Below are 19,603 nucleotides of genomic sequence, written 5' to 3' on the forward strand. Positions count from 1 at the left end.
GATCTATCTGTACCGGGAAAGCGGTTACCGATCAGGTTCGGCACGTTGGCGCATTGACCCATCGGATCGATACTGCTTGTGTGGCCCCGAGCACAGGGGGTCACATGACAACCAGCAGACGGCAGTTCTTCGGTCAGGCGGCGGCGGTCTCGGCCGGAGTGGCGATGGCGTCACCCGCCGTGGAGGCGATCGCGGCGGCCGAAGCGACGGAACCAGGCCTCGTCCAGGTCGCTTTCAAGGTCAACGGTGAGCTGAAGAAGGTCAGCATCGACCCCCGCGTCACGTTGCTCGACGCGCTGCGGGAACGGCTGCAGCTCACCGGCACCAAGAAGGGCTGCGACCGCGGCCAGTGCGGTGCGTGCACGGTCCACGTCGACGACCGGCGCGTGCTGTCGTGCCTGACGCTGGCGGCGACCGTGCAGGGCAAGGAAGTCACCACGATCGAGGGCATCGCGGACGGCGACGACCTGCATCCGGTGCAGCGGGCGTTCATCGACCACGACGGCTTCCAGTGCGGGTTCTGCACGTCCGGCCAGATCATGTCGGCGGTCAAAGTGGTCGAAGAAAGAGACCTCAGGACGGACGACCAGATCCGGGAAGCCATGTCCGGCAACATCTGCCGCTGCGGCGCCTACCCGAACATCCTGGACGCGATCAAGCAGGCCAAGGCTGGTGACCGCTGATGCACGCCTTCGACTACGCCTCACCGTCGACCGTCACCGACGCGTTGAAGCTCGCGAAACCCGGCTCCGCGTTCCTGGCCGGTGGCACCACGCTGGTCGACCTGATGAAGCTCGACGTCATGACGCCGGACCGGGTGATCGACGTCAACGGCCTGCCGCTCAAGGGAATCCGGCTTCACGCAGGTGCCTTGAGGATCGGCGCGCTGGAACGGATGAGCGACGTGGCCGCGCACCCGGTCGTGACCGCCACCCACCCCATGATCTCCCGCACGTTGCTGCTCAGCGCCTCCGGCCAACTGCGGAACATGGCGAGCATCGGCGGAAACCTGATGCAGCGCACCCGATGCGACTACTTCCGCGACGTCACGTCGGCGTGCAACAAGCGCCTGCCGGGCAGCGGCTGTTCCGCGTTGACCGGGATCAACCGCGGCCACGCGATTCTCGGCACCAGCGACTCGTGCGTCGCGACCCACGCCAGCGACGTCGCGGTCGCGTTCGTCGCGCTGGAGGCCCAGGTCGTGCTGCGGAGCAAGGACGGCGACCGGACGGTGCCGCTGGAGGACTTCTACCGCCTTCCCGGCAACACACCGGAACGCGAGAACGTGCTCGGGCCGGGCGAGTTGATCGCCGAAGTGGTCGTGCCAACGCTGCCGTGGGCGCGGAACAGCACGTACCTGAAGATCCGCGACCGGCAGTCGTACGAGTTCGCGCTCACGTCCGTCGCGGCGGCGGTCAGCCTCAAACGCGGTGTTGTCCAGGACGTCCGGCTCGCCGCGGGCGGCGTGGGCACGAAACCGTGGCGACTGCGCAACGTCGAAGAGGCGCTGAAGGGCAGCGTGGCGATGGAACGCACGTTCGCCGACGCCGCCGAGTCTGCTGTGGACGGTGCCAGGCCGCTGCCGCACAACGCGTTCAAGCCCAGCCTGCTCAAGCGCACGATCGTCCGCGCCCTGCTCGACGCGGCGGGTGTGCGATGATCGGGCGGGACGTGGACCGGGTCGACGGTCGCATCAAGGTCACCGGCGCGACACCGTACGCGGCCGACACCAAGATCCCCGGCGTCACCTACGGCTACCTCGTGACCAGCACGATCGGCCGCGGGCAGGTCACCTCGATGGACACGAGCGCGGCGCTGGCCTCCCCCGGCGTGCTGGCCGTGTACACGCCGTTCAACCCGCTCAAGCTCTTCGCGTACGTGCAGGAGCAGAACGACGAGCGCTTCCCTCCGTTGCAGGACAAGGAGGTGCGGTTCTTCGGCCAGGCGGTCGGGTTCGTCGTCGCCGAGACGTTCGAACAGGCCCGGGACGCGGCCGGCCTGATCACCGCGACCTACCAGCAGCAACCCCCGGTCACCGAGTTCCCCGGCCTGACGCTGCAGAAGTTCGAGGAAGTCGAAGAGGTCAAGGGCATCCAGACCTTGGGCGACATCACGTTCACCCAGACCTACACGACCCCTTTCCAGCATCACTGCGCGATGGAACCGCACGCGACCGTCGCTACGTGGAACGGCGACCACCTGACGGTCTACTCGGTGTCGCAGGGCGCGCTTCTGGTGCAGCGCAGGCTGTCCGAGACGCTGGGCATCGACGCGGCCAAGATCCACGTGCTCAGCCCGCACGTCGGCGGCGGGTTCGGCGGCAAGTGGGGCAACTGGGCGCAGGTCCCACTCGCGTGCGCCGCGTCGCGAGCGTTGGGCAGGCCCGTCAAGGCGGTGCTGACCCGTGAACAGGTGTTCCTGATGGCCGGACACCGCCCGAAGACCAAGCAGACCCTGCAGATGACGTGCACGCCCGACGGCAAGCTGACGTCGATCGTCAACGACGGCGTGACCAGTCGCGGCCTGGGCGGCAACTGGTCCGAGTCCGTCGCGAACTGGACGCTCACGACGTACGCGAGCCCGAACATCCGCGTCACCAAGACGATCGTGCCGCTCAACCTCGGCGCGGCGACGGTGATGCGCGCGCCCGGCGAGGCCAACGGCTCGTTCGCGTTGGAGAGCGCGATGGACGAGATCGCCGAGCAGCTCGGCATCGACCCGGTCGAGATGCGGCTGCGCAACTACGCGACCTTCGTGCCCAACACCGGCAAACCGTGGTCCGCCAAGCACCTCGACGAGTGCTACCGGATCGGCGCCGAAGCGTTCGGCTGGTCGAAGCGGCCTGCGAAGACCCGCGCGACCGTCGACGGCGACTGGCTCGTCGGCACCGGCATGGCCACCGCGACCTACCAGGCCTCCCGCGGTCAGGCGTCCATCAAGGTCCGGCTCTACCCGGACGGCACCGCGTCCGTCTCCGGCACCGCCGCCGACCTGGGCACCGGCCAGTACACGGTGTTCGCGATCCTGGCGGCGGACGCGCTCGGCATCCCGGTGTCGAAGATCCGCGCGGAACTCGGCGACTCCACCTCCCCCGCTGCCGCCAACGCCGGCGGATCAGGCTCGACGTCCACCAACGGCCCGGCCGTGCAGGTCGCGGCCAAGGCAGTGCAGACCGAACTGATCACGCTCGCGACCACCAACCCGCGTTCTCCCTTCTACGGCAAGGAAGTCACCTACCGCGACGGCAGCGTGTCGTCCGGCGGCCTGACGATGAGCTTCGGCACGCTGCTCACCACGTGCGACGTCGGTGGCGTCGAAGCGGTCGGCACGTCACCGCGGCTCGTCGACCCGGAGCACGGCTTCCGCTGTTTCGGCGCGCACTTCTGCGAGGTGAAGGTCCACCGGCTGACTGGAGAACCACGCGTGACGCGGTGGTTGTCCGTGTGCGACGCGGGCACGATCGTCAACGCCAAGGCCGCCCGCAGCCAGATCCAGGGCGCCGTCGTGATGGGCATCGGCCAGGCGTTGCTGGAGGCCACCGAGGTCGACGCCAGCGCCCGCTTCACCAACGCCAACCTGGCGAGCTACCTCGTGCCGGTGCACGCCGACATCCCGAAGATCGACGTCCGCTTCCTCGACCGCCCGGACACGGTGATCAGCGGGCTCGGTGCGAAGGGCATCGGTGAGCTCGGCATCGTGGGCGTGGCCGGCGCGATCGCGAACGCCGTCCACCACGCGACTGGTGTCCGGGTTCGCGATCTGCCGATCACACTGGAGAAACTGCTCTAAACGTTGTCGACGTGCTCCACCCCGGCGGTGCGGTAGTCCTGCACCGCCGTCTTCACCTGGGCCGGGCTCAGCACCTGGTCCTTGGCGAAGTACACGTAGTCGACCTCCTGCTGGTAGGCCCGCTCGGCGCTGCTGCCCTGCAGTCCGCCCGAGATGAACCACAGGTTGAAGTTGATCGACATCGGCGTCTCCGGGTAGTACTTGTCGCCGTGGTCGGCGACGAGCGCCCCGTCGATGTAGTACTTCACCCGGCCACCGCCGACCTGGAAGACCAGGTCGTGCCAGCCCGAGTAGCTCTGCCGCTGCTCGTTGTGGATGTTGTCGGCGACCCAGGGCTCGTTCTGGTAGGTCTCCCAGGTGGTCTCGTACATGATGTTGGCCGGCTCACCCCAGCCACCGTTGGGCAGGTACTCGAAGTCGATCTCGCCGTAGTTCGGGTCCATCGGCGCGTTCAACGGCGTGATGGTGAAGAACGTCTGCACGACGTGGTCGCCGTCCGGGCCGAAAACGGGTGCGTCGCTGAACTTCACGCGCGCCGCGTAGGTGCCCTCGAAGAACTTCCTCTGGTGGAACAACTCCGTCTGCTTCGCGGCGGATCCGTTGTTCCACGAGTCGAGGCGCAGGACCTTCTGGCCGTCGACGGTCGGGAACGTCACGCGCGACGGATCCCACTCGGCACCGGGGACACCAGGGCCGCCACCGCCGCCGCGCACGGTCCAGCCGCGCTGGCTGATCCGCGAGTCGCTGGAGCTGGTGTAGCTGAAGTCGTCGAACATCTTGGGGCCGTTGGGGTTCGGCGGGGTCGACGTCGTTGTCGTCGTGGTGGGCGGACTGCCACCGGGCGGCGTGCCCCACAGCAGCGTGCTGCCGCGGTAGACGGCGATCTTGTTCCACGCCGAGTAGCTGCTGTCCGCGCGGAACGAGTAATCGTCGGACTGGGTGATCGGGCCCCAGTTCGTCCGGTAGAACCGGAGTTGCAGGTCGCCGGTGTCCTGGCCCGGCGCGAGATTCCCGGCGCCTGAGGTGAAGCCGACCTCCAGGTACCGGTCGGGGTTGCCGGTCAGCGTTCCGAACTGACCCGTGACGTTCGCGCAGCCGCGGACCGCCCACGAGCAGGCGAAGCGGTAGCCGACGTCCGGGGTCTCGCTGCGGAAGTAGTAGCGGATCTTCACGTCCGCCAGCGGCACGGTTGTCGTGCCCGAGTTGACCAGCTTGAACCACGGTTCGACCTGGTCGGTGGTCGCACCGGACGCGCTGGTCCGGTACTGGGCGGTGAGCGCGTCGGCCGCGAAGGCGGCGGGCGCCACGGCCAGCGCGGCGACGGTGAGCGCCGCGCAGGAAACAGCTATGAGTGCTCGCAAGGTTCTCTCCTCACTTCGGCAGGGATGGACAGTTCGGCGAGCCTTGAGGAGTGGAGGCGCATCCTGGTGGTGAAGCCCTCCCACTCCGGGCGCGGGGACCAGAGGGTGTCGGCCAGCGCGGCGAGACGTGGAAACGCCATGTACTCCAGGTGTTCCCTGGTGCGGATGTGCTCGGTCCACAGCTGGCACTGGGCTCCGAGCACACCGCCCGGCAGTGGCACGTGGTAGACGTCTTTGCTCGTCACGACGTATCCCGGCTGGCCGGGCGGTTCGTGCGCGGCGTCCGACTGCGGGTAGTCGAGATAAGTGCTGGTGTGTGGGGTCATCACCACGGGTTGGCCGAGCTCCAACGCTTTCGTGGCTTGGGTTTCGTCCTTCCACGGCATGACGACCGAACGCGGGTCGCCGGTCGGTTCCCAGGCGGCGGGGATGCGGCCGCGGTCGAGCAGGTACTTGGCTGCCTGCGTGAGGAACCGGCCGTGGACGTCCTCGGGCAGCAGGCACTCGTCGCCACCGAGGTGGACGTGCTCGCCGGGGAAGATCTCCAGCACCTCGGCCAGCACCTCGCGGACGAACCCGAGCGCGTGCAGTCCGAACGCCGCGTCGCTGATGCCCCAGCGGGTCCAGACCGGCAGCGGTTCCGGTGCGACGCCGAGGTCCGGGTAGGCGGCGAGCGCGGCACGGGCGTGGCCGGGCATCTCGATCTCCGGCATGATCCGGATCCCTCGGTCGGCCGCGTACGCCACCATGCCTTCCAACTCGCCGCGGGTGTAGGAGCCACCGTGCGGGACGCCGTCGCCGTTGGTCTCGGTTCGCCAGCTGCCGACCGAGGTCAGCAGTGGGTGGCTCGGGATCGGGATGCGCCAGCCCTGGTCGTCCGTGAGGTGCAGGTGCAGGACGTTGAGCTTGTGCAACGCCATCAGGTCGATGAACCGGCGTACGACGTGGACCGGTTGGAAGTGCCTGGCGACGTCGAGCATGAACCCGCGCCACGGCAGCCTGGGCACGTCCCGGATGTCGACACCGGGCAAGACCCAGTCCACATCGGACACTTTCCTGGCCCGGAGTGCTTCGACCGGCAGGAGTTGGCGGATCGTCTGCACGCCGTGCGCGAGGCCTGCCGACGTTCCGGCTCGGAGCAGGACGCCGTGTTCGTTGACCGACAGCGCATAACCCTCCGGGCCGAGTCCGACGAGCTTGGTGTCGAGAGCGATCACGATCTGGCCGTAGTCGGCGATGGGCAACGGCATTCCGGTGGCCGGCCGGAGGACAGCGCGGAGCAATCTGGCTGCCTGCTCGGCGCCCGGCGTGACGCGGATGCTCGTGCCGCAGTCGAACGTGAAGCCCCTGCCGCGGCGGACGATCCTGGTCGGGTGCGGGACGATCATCCCTTCACCGCCCCTCCGACGATCCCGGTGGTCACCCGGCCCTGGAGCACGACGAAGATCAGCAGCACCGGCACCATGAACAGCGTCGAGGCGGCCATCGTGGCGCCCCAGTCGGTGCCGAAGGTGTTGTTGAACGACGAGAGCCAGACCGGCAGCGTGCGGTCGTCCTGATCCTTGATGATCAGCACGTTGGCGAAGGCGAACTCGTTCCACGCGGTGATGAACCCGAACAGCGAGGTCGCCAGCAGACCCGGCGCCAGCAACGGGAACACGACCTTCCGGAACGCCTGGCCGCGCGAGCAGCCGTCGACCTGCGCGGCTTCCTCGAGGTCCACGGGGATGGCGGCGAGGAACCCGCGCAGCGTCACGATCGTGAACGGCAGCGTGATCATGAAGTAGACCAGCGTGAGCATCCAGAGGGTGTCGAGCATGCCGGTGTCCCTGGCGATCACGTAGATCGGGATCAGCAGTGCTTCCCACGGCGTCATCTGCGCGATGAACACCATCAGCACGAACGCTCTGCGGCCTTTCCACTGCAGCCGTGCCACCGCGTAGGCCGCGAGCAGGGCGACCAGCAAAGCGAGCAGGACCGCCCCTCCCGCGACGAGCAGGCTGTTGCGCCAGAACGAGAAGAAGCCCTTGGCCGCGACCGCCGTGCCGAAGTGCTCGAACGTGATGCTCGCCGGGAGGAACGTCGGTGTGGCGCTCTGGATGTCCCGCGTGGGCTTGAACGCCGTGAGGACCATCCAGTAGACCGGGAACACGGAGATCACGAAGACCAGGAGCGCCGACGTGTTCTTGGTGATTCTCATGCCTCCCGCTCCTGCCGGTAGAGCTGGCGGAAGTACGCCAGCAGTGCGAGCACGAGCAGCACGACCATGAGCATCGAGACGGCCGCGCCCAGGTCGTAGCGCTGCAACGACTGCGCTGTCTGGAACGCGTAGACCGGCAACGTCGTCGTCGCTCTGCCCGGTCCGCCCTGGCTGATCACCCAGATCTGCACGAACGCCTTGACCACCCAGATCACTTCGAGGCACGTGATCAGGCCGAACATGGCTCGCAGCATCGGAAACGTGATCGTGCTGAAGGTCCGCCACGCGCTCGCGCCGTCGATGCGCGCGGCCTCGTACAGCTCCTGCGGCACGGTGATCATCGCCGCGTACAGCGACAACGCGGCGAACGGGATGGACTGCCAGACGATCAGCGTCACGAGGATCCCGAACGTGGCCTCGCCGTCCGCGAACCACGTGTAGTCGCGGTACTCCTCGTATCCCAGCGACACGAGTGCCCAGTTCACGACGCCGAGCCTCGACTGGAAGAGCCACTGGAACACGGTCGTTGCGGCGATGATCGGCGTCGCCCACGTCAGCACCAGTCCGCCCATCACGAGCAGCCTGAGCCACCTGTTGAGCCTGACGAGCAGCAGTGCGACCGCTGTGGACAGCACCATGATCAGCACGACGTTGATCGCGGTGAACCACAGCGTTCTCCTGACCACGCCCCAGAACTCAGGATCGGCCAGGACGTGCGCGTAGTTCGCGAGGCCGATGAACTTCGCGTCGCCGCGGACGAGCTGCGGCAGTCCGAACTCCTGCAGCGAGATGATCACGTTGCGCACCAGCGGATACAGCAGCAGGTACGCGGTGGCGATGAGCGTCGGCGCGATCAGCAGGTACGGCAGAACCGGTCGTTTCCTGCGTCTCGGAGGGGCCGGCGCAGGTGTCTGCACCGGCCGTTCCGCGAGGAGCGTCATTTGCCGGAGTTGAGCGCTTGGGTGATCACTTCATCGGCCTTCGCGGCGGCGGTTCTCGGATCCGCGCCGGTCAGGACGGCGGTCTGGAACTCCTTGATCGGGTTGCGCGCCTCGACCGCCGCCCAGTTCGGCGAGTTCGGGGTCGCGTGCCCGTTGGCGGCGCCGGTCGCCATCGCCGCGGTGCCGGGGTCGCCGGTGAGCTGCTTCGCGAGTGCCTTGCGGTTCGGCACGTAGTTCATCGCCTTCGCCAGCTCGACCTGCCACTTCTCCCCGGCGAGCGCCTTCACGACCTCGTACGCACCGTCCTGGCGCTGCGAGCTCAGCGGGACGATCAGGTCGGACCCGCCGGTGAACACCGCTCCCGGTTCGCTCGCGGTCTTGCCGGGGGTCGGGAAGAAACCGATCTTGCCTTCGAGCGCCGGGTTGGCCTTGGTGACGAGCTTCGCCGCGCCGGGGACCGCGATGAACTGCGCGACCTTGCCGCCCGCCACGACGTCGGTCTGCTGCGGCTTGGCCTCGTCGGAGTCCTTCGGCCCGTCGCCCAACGCCTGCAGCTGCTTGTAGAAGTCCATGCCCGCCAACGCTTCCGGCGTGTTGAGCGAGCCCTTCCAGGTGCCGTCCTGCTTGGCCAGGTCGCCACCCTCGTCCCAGATGAAGCCCGAGAGCGTGTACCAGTTCTGGCCGGGCAGGTAGATGCCCTGCTGGTCGCCCTCGTCGAGCTTCTTGGTGGCAGCCAGCCATTCCTCGCGGGTCTTCGGCGGCGTGATCTGCGCGGCCTCGAACAGGTCCTTGCGGTAGATCACGACCCGGTTGGCGGCGTAGAACGGGATGCCGAACTGCTTGCCGTCCACCGCTCCGGGTTCCGCGAGTCCTGGGATCCAGTCGTCACCCTGAAGCTCGGTCTTCTTGGCGGACAGGTCCGTGACGCCCTTGCTGGCCACGTACTGCGCGACCTGGGTGTTGCCGACCTCGATCACGTCGGGCGGATCGGTGCTGGCCAGCGCACTGGTCACCTTCTGCGTGATCCCGTTCCACTCCTGGATCTGGATCTTCAGGTCGAGGCCCGCGTGCTCGCGTTCGAACTCGGCCTCGAACTTCGACACGAAGTCGTCCGTGGCCGTGTCCTTCATGAGCCACACGGTGATCTCCTGCTTCTCACCCCCTTCAGCAGTGGAGCCACAGGCGGACAACGTGAGCGCCAGGACGAGCAGAGCGGCGGAGCGCGACACGACTCACCTCTCACCGGGGGATGTGACCAATTGGTCAGGTCTGCTGAGGTGAGGTAGAAAGTGGCATAGACCACTTCTCGCGTCAATACCCAGCTTGAACGCGTGAGAGCGCTCCCGATCTTGGTTCGACTGGTTACTTACCACTGGTATGCGATACTGGCCGCCGACGAAGCGGAGAGGCATGGCCGAAGCGATCCTGAAGCGGGAGCGGGTCCGCGACTACCTGCTCGAACTCATCGAGACCCACCCGGCGGGCGCCCCGATCCCCGCCGAACGCGTGCTGTGCCAGCAACTCTCGGTCTCGCGCCCCACCGTGCGCTCAGCGGTGGAGGAACTGGTCAACACCGGCCTCCTGATCCGCCAGCACGGCCGCGGCACCTTCGTGGCCCGCGCCAAGATCACGCAGGAGATGGTCTCCGGCACCGGTTCCATGTCGCTGCCCCAGGCGTCCGGCACCTGGGAGTCGCGCGTCCTCGAACACGCCCGCATCCCGGCCGGCGCCCGAGTGGGCCGCCGCCTGCGCCTCTCCCCCGCCGCCGAGATCCACTACATCGCGCGGCTGAGACTGGTCGACGGCGAGCCCATGGCGCTGGAGTACCTGCACGTCCCGGCTCTGGTCGCGCCTTCGTTGACGTTGCACGACATGGAGTCCGGCGACTTCTACGAACGGCTGCGCGAACACGGCGTGCACGTCCGGGACGCGATCCAGTCGATCGAGCCCACCGTGACCAACGAGTCCGAGGCCGCACTGCTGTCGGTGCCCGTGCTGGCGCCCGCGTTGCTGTTCGAGCGCCTCACGACGGACTCCGAGGGGCGGCAGGTCGAGTACGTGCACTCGATCTACCGGGGTGACCGGTATCGGATCGTCTCCCGGCTGACTTTGGGCGACGAACCGCGCAGCACGGTCGACGTGCAGGCCAGGGTGGGCAACTCGGACCCGTTCTAGAGGCTCCGCAGGTCGACCGCCTCCGCCATAGCCTTGTACCCGGCATCGTTGGGATGCAAGTGATCCCCCGAGTCGAACGCGGGCCGCAACTGACCGGCATCGGCCGGGTCGCGCAGAGCGGCGTCGAAGTCCACCACGCCGTCGAAGATCCCGGCCGACCTGATGTACCGGTTGACCTCCAACCGGATCTCCTCGCGCTCCGGCGTGTAGGTCCGCCACCCCTTCCACGGCGCGATCGTCCCCACGACGACCCGCACCCCAGCCGCGTGACCGCGCGAGACCACCTGCTGCAGCCCCATGATCAGCTGCGCAGCCGGCACCGTGCTCTGGATGTCGTTGATCCCTTCCATCAGCACGATCGTCCGCACACCAGCCCTGGTCAACGCGTCGCGATCCAGCCGCGCCAACGCGTTCTGCCCGGCCGTCGCGCTGGTTCCCTGACTCGCCAGCCGATTCGCGCTGATACCCGCGTTCAGCACCCCGAACCGCAACGGCGCCGGGCGCTTCACCAGCCGGTCGAACAGCTGGTCCGGCCAACGAAGGTTCGCGCCCCGCGTCGACCAGGCGCCATCGGTGATCGAGTCGCCGAACGCCACCACGGCCCCACGTGCCTTCGAGGACTGGACCTCGACCCCGCTGACGTAGTGGAACGACGTGCTGCCAACGGCGAACGGCGTGCCGGTCTCGTCCGCGGCATGATCACCCGCAGCGAAGTAGGTCTCGCGATACGCCTGTGGGTGGTAAGTCGCGGGCCCGGACTCGGCAGGCGTGTACACGGTCACGGCGAGATCCGCGTCCGCGGGCACGGTCAGCGAAACGGCATCGCTCACGACCTCGGCGCCCACCGGAATCGTCACCGAGGGCAGCCCACCGAACGTCACCGCCCGCACGGTGCCAGGAACCGTAGAAGCAGTTCCTGTCGACAGCGCGACCGTCACGTGCCCCATCAACACCGGCGCGGTGCCGAACGCGTTCGAGAGCCGAACCCGAGCCGCCTTGCCACCGATCGACGTGTGCACGACGTTGCGGATCGTCTTGTTCGGATGGCCGAGGTCGGTCCCGGCCTGCGCGCTCGCGGGCGCCGCCTGCCACGTCCCGATCCACTCCGGAGCGTGCCCAGAAGCCTCAGGAACCGACGAGCCACCAACGACGAGTGCGAGCACCAGGCTCGCCAGAGCGACTTTCGCCGACATGCCACCACCCCCGGAAGGCCGTGGCGGCGGCGAAGGTCACGCTAGCGGATCAGAGGAACCGCGCCGACTGGTTGTCGATGAAACTTTGGGCTCGTTCCAGGGTGTGCGAGGCGTAGGTGCCGCTCGAACGGGCGTCCAGCAGCGCGTTCTGCTGGGCTTCCGACATCATTCGTTGCAGCTCACGGCGTTGATGCATCGAACTGTCCGGATCTTGCTCGAGGAACATCTTCTCGACGCCCTCGCTCATCGCCAGCGTTCGTTCCCTTGTCTGTTCGAGCAACTCGGAGTCGAACCGCTGCCCGTTCTCCCGACACAGATCCGGGTTGCCGAGGAAGCTGTGCGTCGCCGTCATCAGCTCACCGGCCAGCCGCGCGTACTCACGCCGGGAGTGATCGTCATCATCGCCCCGGATGCCGAGCCAGCCGATCACCAACGGCAGCGAGCCGCCCTGCACGACCAGGGTGAGGATCGCGACCGTGAACGCGATCAGGATCAGCTCCTCGCGGTGCGGCAGGTCGGTGGGCAACGTCTGCGCGGCCGCCAGCGTCACAACACCGCGCATCCCCGACCACGCCAGCACCGCGCCGCCCCGCCAGCTCAGGCCCTCGTTCGCGTAGAACGCCACGTCGGCCTGTTTGCGTTGCAGCGCGCGAACTCCCCGGTCGTAGCGCTTCTCGTCACCAGGGCGCGGCCCGCGAGCGGTGAAACGGTCCAGAAAGGACTCGATCTTGTCGGCGAACGCGTCCGCACGACGTTGCTGACGACGCAGCACCGCGATCAACGGGATCACGAACACGCCGCGCAGCACGATCAGCGCCAAAGTGACCAGCAAGCCGATCACCAGCGTTCGCGCCAGCCCCTCGTCGGCCACGTCGCTCACCACCGAGGTGAGCTCGAAGCCCATCAGCAGGAAGACGCCGTTCTCCAGCAGCAACTGGATCGTGCGCCAGTTCGTGCGTTCGGAGATGCGGTCGTGCGCGGCGAACTTGCGCGCGCTCAGGTGGCCGGTGATCAGGCCCGCGACCACGACGGCGATCACGCCGGACGCGTGCAGCTCCTCGGCCGGGATGAACGCGAGGAACGGCACCACGTACGAGATCGCGGTGGTCAGCACCGGTTGCCCCTGGATCCGCGAGCGCGCCAGCACCGACACGACACCGACCGCGAACCCGACCACCACGCCCACCGCCACGGCGTACGCGAAGTCGCCGAGCGCGTCGCCGAACGTCACGCTGGCCGTGATCGCGAGCGTCGCCGTCCGCAGCAACACGAGCGCCGTCGCGTCGTTGACCAGCCCTTCACCCTCGAGGATGGTCACGAGCCGCGGCGGCAGCCCGAGCTTCTTGCCGATGGACGTGGCGGCGACCGCGTCCGGCGGGCTGATCACCGCGCCCAGTGCGAGCGCGGCGGCGAACCCGATGTCCGGCAGCAGCCACCAGAGCAGCAGCCCCGTCCCGAACGCCGACACCACGACCAGCACCACCGACAGCGAGCCGATGGTCGCGAAGTTGCGCCGGAAGTCCACGACCGGCACGTTCACCGCCGCCGAGTAGAGGATCGGCGGCAGCACGACCGTGAGGATCACCGTCGGCTCGACGAACACGTGCGGCGCGCCGGGCAGCTGGCTGCACCCCATGCCGACGAGCACCAGCAACACCGGCGCCGCCACCCCCAGCTTCGGGGCGAAGTACGACACCGCGACGATGATGAGCACGCCGGCGACGGCGAGCAGCGCCAGTTCCTGCATGAAGCGGATCTTGCCTGATCACCGCAGCACGTGCAGACCCGCCCGGTCGGTGCTCAGGCACAGTGAACAGATCGTGCCCTCCACAGCACTCGCTGTCATGTCCGGCCGCTCGTACGACTCCCCGCACACCACGCACTCGTAGAGCGTCCCGCTGGGATTGCCGTCCTCGTCCAGCAACGGCTCGGCGATGCCGTCGTCCGTGCGCCGCAAGTAGAAGCGGCCCTTGGTGACGATGGCCAGCAACGGCGTCAGCACGATCGGGATGCCCACGGCGACCAGCGGCGAGTACGGCTGGATCGCGGCACCGAAGAGTCCGAAGTAGACGGAGATGGACAGGATCGACGACGCCAGGAACGACCCGACACCGACGGGGTTGACCGCGTAGAGCATGCCGCGCCGGAACTCGGGCTGCTTCGGCGACAGCTTCAGCACGTACTTGTTGATCGCGATGTCCGCGGCCACCGTGACGACCCACGCCATCGCGCAGTTGGAGTAGAAGCTCAGCAGGTTGTTGAGGAAGCTGAACATGTTCGCTTCCATCAGCACCAGCGCGATCGCGAGGTTGACCAGCACGAACACCAGCCGTCCGGGATACCGCTTGGTGACGCGCGTGAACGAGTTCGTCCAGGCCAGCGACCCCGAGTAGGCGTTGGTGACGTTGATCTTCACCTGGCTCAGCACCACGAGCACCAGCGCCAGCGGCACCACCAGCCACGCCGGCATGAACTGCTTGAACACCCCGGTGAACTGCTCGATCGGTTCCACGGCGGCCACCTTCCCGACCGCGTCCAGCACGTACACGGCCATGAACACGCCGATCGCCTGCTTCAACGCCCCGAACACGACCCAGCCGGGTCCGGCCAGGATCGTCGCGGTCCACCAGGCGCGCTTGTTCTCGGCGGTGCGCGGCGGCATGAACCGCAGGTAGTCGATCTGCTCGCCGATCTGCCCCATCAACGACAGGCACACCCCGGCGCCCAGCATCACGGCAGCCGTGCTCACCCCGTTGTCGCCGTACGCGAGGAACTTGCGCACCGAGTCCGGCTGCTGCGCGATCAGGACGACCAGCGGCGCGACCATCAGCAGCAGCCACAGCGGGTTCGTCCAGCTCTGCAGCTTCGCCAGCACCTTCATCCCGTAGATCACCAGCGGAATGATCACCAGCGTCGACGTCAGGTAGCCCAGCCACAACGGCAGCCCCAGCGCGTACCGCAGGCCCTGCGCCATTATCGAGCCTTCGAGCGCGAAGAAGATGAACGTGAAGCTGGCGAAGATGACGCTGGTGATGACCGACCCGTAGTACCCGAACCCGGATCCGCGGGTGATCAGGTCGAGGTCGATGTTGTACCGGGCCGCGTAGTAGGCCAGCGGAAACCCGGTCACGAAGATGACGACGGCCGCGAACAGGATCGCCAGCAACGCGTTCCCGGTCCCGTGCGTGAGCCCGATGCCGGCGCCGATCGAGAAGTCCGCCATGTAGGCGATCCCGCCCAGCGCCGACGCCCCGACCACCGCGGGCGTCCAGCGCCGGTACGTGCGCGGCGCGAACCGCAGCGTGTAGTCCTCCAGCGTCTCCTTGGAGGCTGTCTTGACCTCGGGGAGCGCCCGCACCTCGTCGTCAACTGTCATGAACCGGGACGCTAAGAAGCCCGCGTTTCAGGCGATCATCGTTCCGGTGACGGCGGTGTGACGTAGTGTCACGGTCTAGGGCTTGAGCTTCCAGATCCGGATCGTCTTGTCGCCGCACCCGGCCGCGATCCGCTCGCCCTTGGCGTCGAACGCCACCGCCTCGATCCTCCCGCCGGCACCGATCACGGTCGCCCGGATCCGCTTCGTCTCCACGTCCCACAGCTGGATGAAGTTGCCCTGGCCCCACGCGGCGATCGTCTTGCCGTCCGGGTGGAAGAGCGCGTGCGTCAGGGTGAGGTGCACGTCGTCATCAGCACGGTCGAAGACGGCCTTGCTCTTCACGGAAGCTACGTCCCACAGCTGCATGGAGTTCGTGCCGTCGGCGTCGATCACCGCGAGGGTCTTGCCGTCCGGCGAGAACGACACTCCGCTGCCGGTCGAGTCGTTGATGGTGCTGACGGTCTTGCCGGTCGCCGGGTCGGACAGGCGGATCTCCTGGTACTTGGTGCCGCCGTTGGCGAGGAGCTTGCCGTCCGGGCTGAAGGTCAGGTCGTGGCCGCCGTCCGCGTCGGGCAGGCCGATCTTCACGCCGCGCGTCGCCACGTCCCACACCTTGATGGCGCCGGTGTGGGTCAGCCCGGCGATGGTCTTGCCGTCCGGGTGGAACGCCAGCGACTTCATGATGGACCTGCTCTGGTCCAGCGGGCCGATCTGCGTGCGGTCCGCGAGGTTCCACAGGTATGTGGTCGCGTCGCCGGTGCGGTTGCCGCCCACCGCGAGGATCTTGCCGTCGGGGCTGATCGCCACCGCGTCCGCCGACGCTCCACCGGGGCCGTCCGGGTTCTGGACCGTGCCGACGGCCTTGCCGGTCGCGGTGTCCCAGATCGTGGCCACGGCACCGTCGTCGCCGAGACCGCTGTCGCAGCTGGCGAGCAGCTTGCCGTCCGGGCTCCACGCGATCGACACGACGGCGTCCTTGGACCCGGCCAGCTGGACGTGCTCGGTGAGCTGCTGCACCTCTCCCGGCTTCTCGACCGCGGAGGTCTGCGTCTGCTCGGACCCGCCCTCCTTGTTGGACACCTTCTTGTCGTCGGTGGTCGGGAGCGCGGCCCCGTCGCCCTTGCCGTCCTTCTGGCTCAGCCACCACGCGGTGCCGCCGCCGAGCAGTGCGACCGCACCGACTCCGGCCAGCAGCACCGTGCGTCTGTTCGGCCCGGTTTTCGACGCCGCGACGGGCAGCAACACAGGCGCGCCCGCGAGCAGGGCCTGCGCCTGGTCGACCGACGCGCGCTCGGCCGGGTTCTTGCGCAGCAACCCGCCCAGCAACGACGACAGCTGCCCGGCCCGTACCGGCGGCGGCGGCTCCTGGGTCAGCAGCATCGACAGCGTCGTCATGAAGTCCGTGCCCTGGTACGGCGGCCGGCCCTCCACAGCGGCGTACAGGGTCGCGCCAAGCGACCACATGTCCGTCGCGGGCGTGATCGGCGCGCCGGTGCCCTGCTCGGGCGCCATGTAGGCGGGCGTGCCGACGATCGAGCCGTCGGTCGTGAGCGGCACGTCGCCGGTGAGCCGCGCGATGCCGAAGTCCGTAATCACCACGCGGTCGCCGGACAGCAACACGTTGGCGGGCTTGAGATCGCGGTGCACGATCCCGGCCTGGTGCGCCGCCCGCAACGCGCCGAGCATCGCGTTCGCGATGTAGGAGACCTGGTCGGCGGGCAGCGCGCCACGGGCCTTGATCGCGTCGGCGAGCGAGCCGCCGCGCACGAACTCCATCACGATCATCGGCGTGCCGTTGTACTCGACGACGTCGTGCACCGTGACGATGCCGGGGTGGTTCAGCTGACCGGCGAGCTGCGCCTCACGCATCGCGCGCTGGCACAGCAACGCGCGCTGCTGCTCGTCCAGACCGGCCGGCAGCAGCAGCTCCTTGATGGCCACCTCACGGCCGATGACCTCGTCACGGCCGAGCCACACCCGGCCCATGCCGCCGGTACCGATCACCTGAACGAGCCGGTAGCGCTGCGCCACCAGACTTCCCGAAACATCTGTCACGGCGGGCACTGTAGATGAGGCCGCGCTCCCATTCGCGGATATCCCTCAAGTTCGGGAATTACCGGAACTGTTGGCAGGCAAGCAACATTGTGCGCGTTCAATCGGTCTGGAATAGACCTGTCCCTAGTGGACTCGCGCGACCTCGATGCCGACCTCACCGAACATCCGGAGTGTGCGCAAGCGCGTCGGTTCAACTGTGAACCCGGCCGCGGCGATCCGCTTCGCCACCGCGTCGCCCACGTTGTCGTGGAGCTGTTCCTGCATCTTGCCGCTGGCACCCTTCCGGTGGCCCAGGTGGGAGTGGTCGTGCAGCACCGCGTCCGCGAGCACCAGCACACCGTCCGGCCGCAGCACCCGCCGCACCTGCGCGAGCATCTGGTCTTTCGACTCCGAGTCCAGGTGATGCAGCATCAAGCTCGAGAACACCACGTCGAACGAGTCGTCCGGGAACGCCAGTTCCTGCGCGAACCCGCGATCGAGCTGTGCCTTCAACCCCGCTCGCCGGATCTTGCCCTCGGCCCGCGCCAGCATCTTCAGGTCCGGATCCATGCCTGTCAGCTCGACGTTCCGGTGTCGCTTTCCCGTAGCCCGCAAGAGGTTCCCGGTACCACAACCGACGTCCAGCACGCGCTGACCGTCCCGCAACCCGGCCAGCGTGACCATCTCGTCGTGCACGCGGGCGAGACCCGACACCCGGTGCAGCAGGTCGTAGAACGGCAACAGCCAGTGCTTGCCCATGCCGGGCAGGTAGTCCCGCTCCTGGGACGATATTTCGGTCATGAGCCCATTCTCGCGCGGCCTCCAGCAAGGTTTCTGTGCCAATCCGTGGTTTGAGTGGGATGATTTGACGGTGAGGACCCGACGAACGGCGCCGAACGCCGACGAGCCCGCCACCTACACGTGGCAACCCGTGCCCGGCGAGCTGTCCGTCGCGGCCATGCGCCTCGGGCACGACCCGGTCGCCGACGGCTCCTACGAGGCGCACTCGCACGACTTTCCCGGCCTCGCCTACTTCTGGGCCGACGGAGGCGTCGTGCGGACCGGCAAGCACGTCCGGCACGTCGAGGCGGGCGACCTGTTCGTGATCGCTCCTGGCGACGTGATGGGCCAAGCCCATTGCGACGACCTCGCGGGCGCACAGGGCTGGGGTGTGTTCTTCACGGCCGACGCGCTCGGCCCGGAGACTCCTGGCGCGCACCTGGCCTGGCGGACCCACCCGCTGCTGTTCCCGTTCGTCCACGGCGGTGCCACGAGTGCGTTGCGGCTCAAGGTGCCTGCGGAACAGCGCGACGAGTGGACCGCCCGCATCGAGGCGTTGAGCGACGAGCTGGCGCACCGCCGCGAGGGCTACCGGGAGGCCGTGTCCGCGCATCTCGTCCTGCTGCTGGTCGGCGTGTCACGACTGGCCGCGGACGTCGTGGGCGATCTGCGCGAGAACGCCGAACCGCTGCTCGCCGAGGTGTTCGAGGTGATCGAGCACCGCTACCCCGAACCGTTGTCGTTGCGGGAGGTCGCGGCCGCCGTCAGCATCTCCCCCGGCCACCTCACGTCGACCGTGCGCAGGCGCACGGGCAGGACGGTGCAGGAGTGGATCACCGAACGCCGGATGGTCCAGGCTCGGCGGCTGCTGGCGGTCACGGAGCTGCCGGTGAGTGACATCGGACGGCAGGTGGGGTTCCCGGATGCCGGGTACTTCGCCCGGACGTTCGGCAAGGTGCACAAGATGAGCCCGACGCAGTGGCGCAGGGTGAACGGCTGATCCTACCGGTCGGCCGTTCCGGTGAAGATCGCTCGAACAACACCTGCCCGCTGACTGAACTCCTGTGGACGGGCTGGCGAGCGGTGGGCGATTCGTCGGGTTCTCCCCTCGCCGTCGTGGCACTGTCGTGCCATGACCGGCGGGGAGCACTCCACCTTGAGCGACCACAAAAAAGACTTCGGACAGCGGTTCCACGCGCTGATGGAAGTTGTCGTGAGGTGGCTGCCGTTCGGCCTGTCGCGCGTCGTCGCGCCGAGCTTCCTGGGCTTCGCGATCATCAACGGGTTCACGTTCGGCATCGACCTGCTGCTGCTCATGCTGTTCCGCAGCGGCTTGGGCCTGCCGGTGCCCATCGCGTTCTCGATCGCCTACGTCCTCGCGTTCGGACTGAGCTTCGTGCTCAACCGCGCGCTGAACTTCCGCTCGCACGCTCCCGTCGGCCCCCAGGCGGGCCTGTACGCGGTGGCGATCCTGATCAACTACCTGGCGTTCATCCTGGGCGTGGGCAGCGCGCTCACCGAGATCGGCCTGCAGTACGTGTTGTCGCGCATCGTCGCCGGTGCCTGCGAGGCCGCGTTCATGTACAGCGTGATGCGCTGGATCATCTTCCGGGACACCAAGGGTCAGTAGTTACGTCACCCGGCAGTTACTGAGCAATTGGTACCAAATGAACTCCGTGGCGTGACAGCGCCAGGCCGTATCTTTAGTTTGAGATGCAGTCATTCGCTGTCAAACGCGTAAACCCGACGACGGG

16 protein-coding genes are annotated in these 19,603 nt (G+C 67.8%); 6 read left to right on the plus strand and 10 right to left on the minus strand.

What is annotated here, in order from left to right; all coding sequences use genetic code 11:
• The first annotated feature begins 164 nt into the window (after window positions 1–164).
• Genes AB0M24_RS05520 through AB0M24_RS05530 form a run of 3 tightly spaced genes read left to right on the plus strand, consistent with a single transcriptional unit; the run spans window position 165 to window position 3,789 of the window.
• The gene (locus AB0M24_RS05520) at window positions 165–683 is read left to right on the plus strand and encodes a (2Fe-2S)-binding protein (RefSeq protein ID WP_363761585.1); all 519 of its coding nucleotides are present in this window, start codon (window positions 165–167) and stop codon (window positions 681–683) included.
• The gene (locus AB0M24_RS05525) at window positions 683–1,660 is read left to right on the plus strand and encodes a xanthine dehydrogenase family protein subunit M (protein WP_363761365.1); all 978 of its coding nucleotides are present in this window, start codon (window positions 683–685) and stop codon (window positions 1,658–1,660) included. Before AB0M24_RS05520 ends, AB0M24_RS05525 begins: the two co-directional genes overlap by 1 nt.
• Window positions 1,657–3,789, plus strand: a complete 2,133-nt coding sequence (locus AB0M24_RS05530) for a xanthine dehydrogenase family protein molybdopterin-binding subunit (RefSeq protein ID WP_363761367.1) — start codon at window positions 1,657–1,659, stop codon at window positions 3,787–3,789. The genes AB0M24_RS05525 and AB0M24_RS05530 overlap by 4 nt, the downstream gene beginning before the upstream one ends.
• On the opposite strand, the gene AB0M24_RS05535 is transcribed toward AB0M24_RS05530, so the two are convergent.
• The 5 genes from AB0M24_RS05535 to AB0M24_RS05555 are packed head-to-tail and all read right to left on the minus strand — an operon-like array spanning window position 3,786 to window position 9,520.
• Entirely contained in the window at window positions 3,786–5,150 is a 1,365-nt protein-coding gene (locus AB0M24_RS05535) for a cellulose binding domain-containing protein (RefSeq protein ID WP_363761369.1), read from the minus strand. The two genes, AB0M24_RS05530 and AB0M24_RS05535, sit on opposite strands and share 4 nt — an antisense overlap.
• A complete protein-coding gene (locus tag AB0M24_RS05540) occupies window positions 5,135–6,538 on the minus strand; it encodes a beta-N-acetylhexosaminidase (RefSeq protein WP_363761371.1) in 1,404 nt (467 codons plus the stop codon). The genes AB0M24_RS05535 and AB0M24_RS05540 overlap by 16 nt, the downstream gene beginning before the upstream one ends.
• Window positions 6,535–7,350: a carbohydrate ABC transporter permease gene (locus tag AB0M24_RS05545; RefSeq protein ID WP_363761373.1), complete on the minus strand. Its 816-nt coding sequence runs from the start codon at window positions 7,348–7,350 to the stop codon at window positions 6,535–6,537. Before AB0M24_RS05545 ends, AB0M24_RS05540 begins: the two co-directional genes overlap by 4 nt.
• On the minus strand, window positions 7,347–8,291 hold the full coding sequence (locus AB0M24_RS05550) for a sugar ABC transporter permease (protein ID WP_363761375.1): 945 nt from the start codon (window positions 8,289–8,291) through the stop codon (window positions 7,347–7,349). The genes AB0M24_RS05545 and AB0M24_RS05550 overlap by 4 nt, the downstream gene beginning before the upstream one ends.
• Window positions 8,288–9,520 (minus strand): extracellular solute-binding protein, encoded by a 1,233-nt coding sequence (locus AB0M24_RS05555; RefSeq protein ID WP_363761377.1) that lies wholly within the window; start codon window positions 9,518–9,520, stop codon window positions 8,288–8,290. Before AB0M24_RS05555 ends, AB0M24_RS05550 begins: the two co-directional genes overlap by 4 nt.
• A gap of 181 nt (window positions 9,521–9,701) precedes the next feature.
• On the opposite strand from AB0M24_RS05555, the gene AB0M24_RS05560 reads away from it, so the two are divergent.
• On the plus strand, window positions 9,702–10,466 hold the full coding sequence (locus AB0M24_RS05560; RefSeq protein ID WP_363761379.1) for a GntR family transcriptional regulator: 765 nt from the start codon (window positions 9,702–9,704) through the stop codon (window positions 10,464–10,466).
• On the opposite strand, the gene AB0M24_RS05565 is transcribed toward AB0M24_RS05560, so the two are convergent.
• The 5 genes from AB0M24_RS05565 to AB0M24_RS05585 all read right to left on the minus strand — a co-directional run bounded on the left by AB0M24_RS05565 (window position 10,463) and on the right by AB0M24_RS05585 (window position 17,870).
• On the minus strand, window positions 10,463–11,659 hold the full coding sequence (locus AB0M24_RS05565; RefSeq protein WP_363761381.1) for an SGNH/GDSL hydrolase family protein: 1,197 nt from the start codon (window positions 11,657–11,659) through the stop codon (window positions 10,463–10,465). The genes AB0M24_RS05560 and AB0M24_RS05565 overlap by 4 nt on opposite strands.
• 49 nt (window positions 11,660–11,708) lie before the next feature.
• The gene (locus tag AB0M24_RS05570) at window positions 11,709–13,406 is read right to left on the minus strand and encodes a sodium:proton antiporter (protein WP_363761383.1); all 1,698 of its coding nucleotides are present in this window, start codon (window positions 13,404–13,406) and stop codon (window positions 11,709–11,711) included.
• An 18-nt stretch (window positions 13,407–13,424) separates the two neighbouring features.
• The gene (locus tag AB0M24_RS05575) at window positions 13,425–15,035 is read right to left on the minus strand and encodes an allantoin permease (RefSeq protein WP_363761385.1); all 1,611 of its coding nucleotides are present in this window, start codon (window positions 15,033–15,035) and stop codon (window positions 13,425–13,427) included.
• Window positions 15,036–15,110: 75 nt separating this feature from the next.
• A complete protein-coding gene (locus AB0M24_RS05580; RefSeq protein WP_363761387.1) occupies window positions 15,111–17,090 on the minus strand; it encodes a serine/threonine-protein kinase in 1,980 nt (659 codons plus the stop codon).
• A 123-nt stretch (window positions 17,091–17,213) separates the two neighbouring features.
• Window positions 17,214–17,870 (minus strand): methyltransferase domain-containing protein, encoded by a 657-nt coding sequence (locus AB0M24_RS05585; protein ID WP_363761389.1) that lies wholly within the window; start codon window positions 17,868–17,870, stop codon window positions 17,214–17,216.
• A 70-nt stretch (window positions 17,871–17,940) separates the two neighbouring features.
• Between AB0M24_RS05585 and AB0M24_RS05590 the strand changes: the two genes are divergently transcribed.
• Window positions 17,941–18,849, plus strand: a complete 909-nt coding sequence (locus tag AB0M24_RS05590) for an AraC family transcriptional regulator (protein ID WP_363761391.1) — start codon at window positions 17,941–17,943, stop codon at window positions 18,847–18,849.
• Between the two features lie 201 nt (window positions 18,850–19,050).
• Complete coding sequence (locus tag AB0M24_RS05595; protein ID WP_363761587.1) at window positions 19,051–19,479, plus strand: GtrA family protein; 429 nt, start codon at window positions 19,051–19,053, stop codon at window positions 19,477–19,479.
• The last annotated feature ends 124 nt before the right edge of the window (window positions 19,480–19,603 follow it).

The organism is Lentzea sp. NPDC051838 (assembly GCF_040681245.1).
Taxonomy (GTDB): domain Bacteria; phylum Actinomycetota; class Actinomycetes; order Mycobacteriales; family Pseudonocardiaceae; genus Lentzea.

Coding starts and splice junctions, on each gene's coding strand:
- AB0M24_RS05520 (WP_363761585.1), top strand. CDS start 165: ATGGCGTCACCCGCCGTGGAGGCGATCGCGGCGGCCGAAGCGACGGAA.
- AB0M24_RS05525 (WP_363761365.1), top strand. CDS start 683: ATGCACGCCTTCGACTACGCCTCACCGTCGACCGTCACCGACGCGTTG.
- AB0M24_RS05530 (WP_363761367.1), top strand. CDS start 1,657: ATGATCGGGCGGGACGTGGACCGGGTCGACGGTCGCATCAAGGTCACC.
- AB0M24_RS05540 (WP_363761371.1), bottom strand. CDS start 6,538: ATGATCGTCCCGCACCCGACCAGGATCGTCCGCCGCGGCAGGGGCTTC.
- AB0M24_RS05545 (WP_363761373.1), bottom strand. CDS start 7,350: ATGAGAATCACCAAGAACACGTCGGCGCTCCTGGTCTTCGTGATCTCC.
- AB0M24_RS05550 (WP_363761375.1), bottom strand. CDS start 8,291: ATGACGCTCCTCGCGGAACGGCCGGTGCAGACACCTGCGCCGGCCCCT.
- AB0M24_RS05560 (WP_363761379.1), top strand. CDS start 9,702: ATGGCCGAAGCGATCCTGAAGCGGGAGCGGGTCCGCGACTACCTGCTC.
- AB0M24_RS05565 (WP_363761381.1), bottom strand. CDS start 11,659: ATGTCGGCGAAAGTCGCTCTGGCGAGCCTGGTGCTCGCACTCGTCGTT.
- AB0M24_RS05570 (WP_363761383.1), bottom strand. CDS start 13,406: ATGCAGGAACTGGCGCTGCTCGCCGTCGCCGGCGTGCTCATCATCGTC.
- AB0M24_RS05575 (WP_363761385.1), bottom strand. CDS start 15,035: ATGACAGTTGACGACGAGGTGCGGGCGCTCCCCGAGGTCAAGACAGCC.
- AB0M24_RS05585 (WP_363761389.1), bottom strand. CDS start 17,870: ATGACCGAAATATCGTCCCAGGAGCGGGACTACCTGCCCGGCATGGGC.
- AB0M24_RS05595 (WP_363761587.1), top strand. CDS start 19,051: ATGGAAGTTGTCGTGAGGTGGCTGCCGTTCGGCCTGTCGCGCGTCGTC.